At 38.9% G+C, this 5,834-nt stretch carries 7 protein-coding genes; 1 reads left to right on the top strand and 6 read right to left on the bottom strand.

What is annotated here, in order from left to right:
* The first annotated feature begins 313 nt into the window (after positions 1-313).
* Positions 314-460 carry a hypothetical protein gene (locus IM450_RS07540; RefSeq protein WP_287670551.1) on the top strand — a complete coding sequence of 49 codons (147 nt, stop codon included), beginning with the start codon at positions 314-316 and terminating at the stop codon, positions 458-460.
* A gap of 236 nt (positions 461-696) precedes the next feature.
* Here IM450_RS07540 and IM450_RS07535 read toward each other — a convergent pair whose 3' ends face one another.
* The 6 genes from IM450_RS07535 to IM450_RS07510 all read right to left on the bottom strand — a co-directional run.
* Positions 697-1,569: a S1 family peptidase gene (locus IM450_RS07535; RefSeq protein WP_287670549.1), complete on the bottom strand. Its 873-nt coding sequence runs from the start codon at positions 1,567-1,569 to the stop codon at positions 697-699.
* Positions 1,570-1,618: 49 nt separating this feature from the next.
* Positions 1,619-3,082: a S1 family peptidase gene (locus IM450_RS07530; protein WP_287670547.1), complete on the bottom strand. Its 1,464-nt coding sequence runs from the start codon at positions 3,080-3,082 to the stop codon at positions 1,619-1,621.
* A 2-nt stretch (positions 3,083-3,084) separates the two neighbouring features.
* Entirely contained in the window at positions 3,085-3,576 is a 492-nt protein-coding gene (locus tag IM450_RS07525; protein WP_287670545.1) for a COP23 domain-containing protein, read from the bottom strand.
* Positions 3,577-3,766: 190 nt separating this feature from the next.
* Entirely contained in the window at positions 3,767-4,054 is a 288-nt protein-coding gene (locus IM450_RS07520; RefSeq protein WP_287670543.1) for a hypothetical protein, read from the bottom strand.
* 297 nt (positions 4,055-4,351) lie between these two features.
* Positions 4,352-5,461: a serine/threonine-protein kinase gene (locus IM450_RS07515; RefSeq protein WP_287670541.1), complete on the bottom strand. Its 1,110-nt coding sequence runs from the start codon at positions 5,459-5,461 to the stop codon at positions 4,352-4,354.
* A 102-nt stretch (positions 5,462-5,563) separates the two neighbouring features.
* On the bottom strand, positions 5,564-5,834 hold a 271-nt coding region (locus IM450_RS07510; protein ID WP_287660674.1), incomplete at its 5' end, for a hypothetical protein.

Below are 5,834 nucleotides of genomic sequence, written 5' to 3'. Positions count from 1 at the left end.
TCAGGAAAGTTAACTAAATATCCATCGGGATTCTTGGAGATGACAATACTGATTTTATTAACCATTTTAAGTCCTCCTATTTAACTTTAAATACTCAAAAGATTTTGCTGTTTTATTATAACACAATAAGCCTTAAAAATTTATTCAGTTTTCTCAGTCATTTCTCAGACTTAACTAACGTCAGTTCGGGATAAGGGAATTTTGCCATAGCTTCCACGAAAGAATAGGAGTTTCAGGCTACGGTAGCATCAGGGTTTTAGCTTATCCCGAACTCAGGTTTTGTTAATCCCTGAATACCGAGAGGACACTTGCTATGGCTGAAAGTATGGATGCGAAAGCGGGATCTCCCAACAAAGAAAAAGGCTACGCGGAAAAAGGTTCCCGTGAACCCTCTCGCGCAGCACAGGCCGCAATCGTACAAGCGGCGACTTGGGCCGCTAAAGGTGGCAAATCTCAATAAATAGTCGTTGAACTCTTTTTTATCAAATGCGGATTCGATCGATATCCGCATTTTTAATTCTTCAAGCTTTAGGTTCTTCCGAACTTACACTGTAGAAAATTCCTCAAGCTCCCTCTCTGCCCAGCAATGCTCTAAAGTTGATAAATATCAATTTAACAAAAACTCAAAGTATTGCTGTACAAGCTTTACAAGCACGAATTGTTGATAGTTTTGCATGACAGGTTCGGTAGAGCCGATTAATTTAGTGATTTCGGTCTTTTAAAGATCGGATCATTTGATTGTTCCTTGATATTCTGCGGGGAAGGATTTTCCTTCTGGTAAGGAGAAGCTTTGATCGTTTCGAGCGGAATTCCGCGAGATAATGCAGAATCTAAAAAAACCTCGACTGGAATTCCCCAGTTAGGACTATGGGTACTATCTAACACCGAACAGTTTTCTGTACTGTTTTCATAGGTTCCAGCCGTGGCATGAATAGCCACCACTTGATCATATTGGTTAAAGACTCCAGCCCCACTCATTCCTTCAATTGTTGGATTTGTATATTTGACTCGATTTCCCTCTTGAAAGTGTTTTTTTGGATCGTCGAGATTCTTTAAAAGCTTTCTATCGTTTTCGGTGTACTCTTGATCTGAGCGGACGATCTGCTCTATAGCTCCGCGTGTCAACTCCTCTTTTGGTTTTCCAGAACAATATCTCCAACCTAATACCGAGACTGCTTGACCTTGAGAAATATTGGGATTTAAAGTGACATTAGGATAATCGATATCGCTAGTAAATTTAACAATGGCTAGGTCTAATTCTGTATCTGGGATAATTTCTTTGATCGGATAGAATCGATTGTCATAGGTAACGATCTCCTTTGAAGATGGATTCAATAAATTATCTACTACGTGTTTGGCGGTCAGCACATAGTAATCATTAGAAGCGGAACCGATGATTATACCCGTTCCTATTCCTTTGATATACACAGTAGATTTTTTTAATGTTTCGGAAATTACTGATGAATTTACCTCATGCTCTTGCGGCATATTGCCGTTTTTTTCACAGCCTACCAATATACCCAATAAAATAATTGACAAATAAATAGTATAAATAGCTCGATACTTCATGTTTTTTACTTTGCTTTCGTGAGTAATATTCCTTTTTTCAAAAGATTTTTTACTGACCAGTGTTATCCTGAAATTCAAATTTAACGGTAACAGTTTCAATTTTAGACCTAGTATGTATCAGTTTAATATTTTTGCCTCGACAAAGAATTTTATAAATAACTTTTTGATCTTTTTTTTGCTCTTCTAGCTCGTATCGATAATAGTTTTGGTTATTATCTACTATTTTGGGGATAATATTTTTGTTTTGATGGCTTCCCAAACTTAAGGAAGTAAGTATTATTTGACAGTTCTGTGCAGCTGCCAATTTTATGGGCTTATTTGTAGTAAAATCGACTACCTTTTCAGAATCTGATATACAAATTTTAATTTTGTCGTTCGATTCTATCTGAAATGTTGCTATTTCTGTTGGATGAAAATAAATCCAAAAATTTTCGATTATATTTTTAAGGATTGTCAAAACTACTAATATTATCAGAATCAATACTATCAAAGGCAATACACCCGATAGTATCAAGATCATGTTCAATTTTTGTTCAAGATTTAACCGATCAACAGGAGTCATGGGGTTTAACTTCCTTACCCCAAGAGTTTCTGATTTGACGGAAGGAGGTGGAGACAAAAATCCGATTGGTTCTAATTGAGCCGTGGAGGTCGGTAATTCGCTAAATAATTGCTGAGAATTGAGCGATAAATACCAATCAATAGGTAATCCCAAAGATAAGGGAGCATTGTCTTGAATAATGAATGGAACTTTTTTATCATCTGCGTATCTATTTTGTGGGGCATCAGCCGTGGTTTTTCCTTTTCCATTGATTCCGACTAAATGCCCTTGCTGATTGAGAATTGCACCTCCACTGGTTCCTTCCTCGGTGTCATTGGTAAAAGCCAATTGATATCCGTCCTTTAGATAGCGATCAATAACCCATCCTTTGCCTTTGGTAAAAAGAAATTCTGCTGGACAATCAGTAATAGGAACTGCACCTACTTTACAGGGAAATCCAGTCACAAAAAAGTCACTTTTATCTGGCAAATTTTCCGAGGTTTTTTTAATGGCTGTTTCGTATTGATAAGGACTCTCGAACCATAACAAGGCTAGATCAGCTTTTACCCCCATTTGCTCGAATTTAGCCTTGGGATGAATTTGACCTCTATGAATGAAACCCTCATGAGTTTGAATATAAAATGTGCCACTTCTAGATAAGACATGGGCGTTTGTTAAGACTAAATAATTGTAGATGCTTTGACTATTTTTCCGTTTGATTTCTTGTCTATCAACGATAACTCCCGAACCGCTGTCGGATGTTGTATATGGCCAGTCTTCCCATAAAACTGTGTAAACTCTTACAGTGATCAATCTAGCGATATCCCTTATCATATCTTCATCCATCTTCCCTATAGAGGGTTGCTCATCAGAATGAGAAGTTTGTGCCTCGATAGGATATAAAAAAGCTTGCATGGTGAACAACACCATGCAAGTTAACAGAAAGATAACGATAAATTTTCTAAGTTTCATGATTACTGCGAAACACACACTTCTCTGGCCACCTTCTCTTCACCTCGCAAAACCGCCATAATGTTAACGAAGGTTGACTTATTACCACATTGCTTGAGAGGCCGCCCAGAAACGTTTCTATCTTGGAGAGCGAACAAGTCGTCTAATAACTGACTAGGGCTTTCTTTCCCACCACTGCCATTCTCAAATCCGTAAATATTTCCATTAAGCGTCCACAGAAGCTGCTCTTTTCTACATTTAGCTCCTTCTTTATTAGTAGTACAAATTGCGGGATTTCCGTTGATATAACCATGCCCTATATATTGAGCCCCTTTGCTGAACTGTTTATTAAGACGATTACTCACCTCTCGACAGCGTCGTAGCGGCGTGTACCCAGCCTCTCTCGCTAACGGTTCTAACCACCGAATCAATTGACGTGGTTGGTTCTGCCATTGCGGGCTAGTAGCCACAGTAGCGGGAACACCATTACTGAGAGTTTGACACTGAAACCTCACTGGCGGGTTTTTTGCGAAAATCGGCTGAGAGAATAAGACCGAAAATCCGACTACTGCCGCTACAAGAACTATTGCGAACCTCTTGAGTCTATTCAACGTTAAAACCCTCCAGCACTAAGGATAATATAAAATCATCTTAACTCAACAATTTCTGCACCCGTGTTCGTTTTGTCACGATTTTCTGACAAAATCAAGGTACTCTGATCGGCTTTCGGTAAGAATCAGTCGGCAAAAAGAGGGGTTCTGACGGCTCGATCGACCCTTCTCGTTTATTCTCTTCAGTGCGAAGGAATAGAGGTTTATCGGGAACCTCTATAGTCGATAGAACATCTCGACAAATTTCTAGGTGACGATGAGATTGACAATTCATCACTAGATTTTTCCAAGCAAAGTGCAGATTATATTGGGCGGTATAGAGACTTAACAAGCTAATCAATAATCCCAACAGTGGCATAATCTGATGAAATTGACGTGTCATGGCTCTTCTCTACTTTGTGTGATAATTTTTGTTTATGTAAGGTGAAATGGTTACTGAATAATACTTTTAACCTGAGTTCGGGATAAGCTAAAACCCTGATGCTACTGTAGCCTGAAACTCCTATTCTTTTGTGGAAGCTATGGCAAAATTCCCTTATCCCGAACTGACGTTACTTTTAGGACTATTTTGAAAGAAGAAACTATCAGTATAGACCCCCGTTTCCACACAGAAACCAAAAGAATCGTTTTATTTCTTTCTCTTATCAAGCCAGACGATTAGATGTGCTTTGACTCTCGCCTAGTTCTTCTTTAGATTATCGGGACGAAGAAAAATCCCTCCCTCGTTTTCGGGGTCTGGCGAAGAAGGACTAGGAGATGGGTTTGGAATTGGGGACTCCATCGGCTTCGGATCAGGATGCGAATCGAAGACTCTTGCTCGAAGTAGATTAAAACCCCAGATAAATCCTGTGATCATGACTAATATCATCAAAAACTTGCCCAGAGGTATATTGACCATAGGAATCTGGGTATTGATCACCGAACGAAGAACACTGACTCGACTCTTAGTGATAACTACTGTTTTTCCTAAATGATGCAAGTCTTCAAGAATTTCCTCTACATTTTTATAGCGATCTATGTGGTTTTCTTGAATCATTTTATCGATAATAGCCGCTAGTTGATCCCCCACGTTATTAGCCTTTGTTCTCCATGCGAGCATTTTGGTACTCGAATTACGAGATATATCTTTTGGTTCAATACCAGTTAAAGCTTTAATAACAGTCATTCCCAAAGCATAAATATCACTATTGAATTCTGGATAACCGTCCATTTGTTCTTTTGGCGTATAACCACTGGTAAAAATTTTAGTTAGATTCCCTCCTGATAAATTCGGTAATTGTGAACTGGATAAAAGAGGTGCTTTAACTCCTCCAAAATCAATCAAAATAAATTTTTTATCTCGATCCCGACGCAAGATATTCGATGGCTTGATGTCTCGATGAATTACTTGTTTTTTATGGATGTATTCTAAAACGGGGAGAATCCCTAGCAAAAATTCAATGACTTCCTGTTCCTCGAATTTTCCGCGAGAGCTAATTTCATCTTCCAGTGAATCACCTTCTATATATTCTTGAACTAAATAAAATTCTTGATCTTCTGAAAAATAGGCAATTAAATAAGGAATTTGATCGTGTTTGCCTAAATTCATTAGCGTTTTAGCTTCTCGATAAAATAACTCCTGCGCTTTTTTAAGTTCATCTTGGTTATTGCTTTTAAATATAAGCTTTTTAATAACACATTGACTTCCTAAACGCCGTGAATCTTCAGCTATATAGGTTTCTCCAAATCCACCCACACCCAATTTTTTTACAATTTTATAATACTGGCCAATAATCATTGAGGGTTTCATGGTCTTGGTTGGCAATCTTGACAGAAGATGATTTATATTCTAGCAACCACAGCCACAAAAAAGCACCCCCTCGCGGGAGTGCCTTTTCGTTCAGACTAGAACTTAACCATTGATAGCAGGAGCAGTCAGAGCTACGGGAGCCTGTTCACCACTAGCCAAGTCTAAGGGGAAGTTGTGAGCATTACGCTCGTGCATTACTTCCATCCCGATACCAGCGCGGTTCAGCACATCAGCCCAAGTACCGATTACACGACCTTGAGAATCGAGAATCGACTGGTTGAAGTTGAAACCGTTGAGGTTGAACGCCATGGTGCTAACACCCATCGCCGTAAACCAGATACCGATTACCGGCCATGCACCTAAGAAGAAGTGC

This window comes from Microcystis sp. M083S1 (genome assembly GCF_020246405.1).
Classification (GTDB): Bacteria; Cyanobacteriota; Cyanobacteriia; order Cyanobacteriales; family Microcystaceae; genus Microcystis; species Microcystis aeruginosa_C.
The sequence above is the reverse complement of the archived record's forward strand: the minus strand, read 5'-3'. Positions and strand labels throughout refer to the sequence as shown.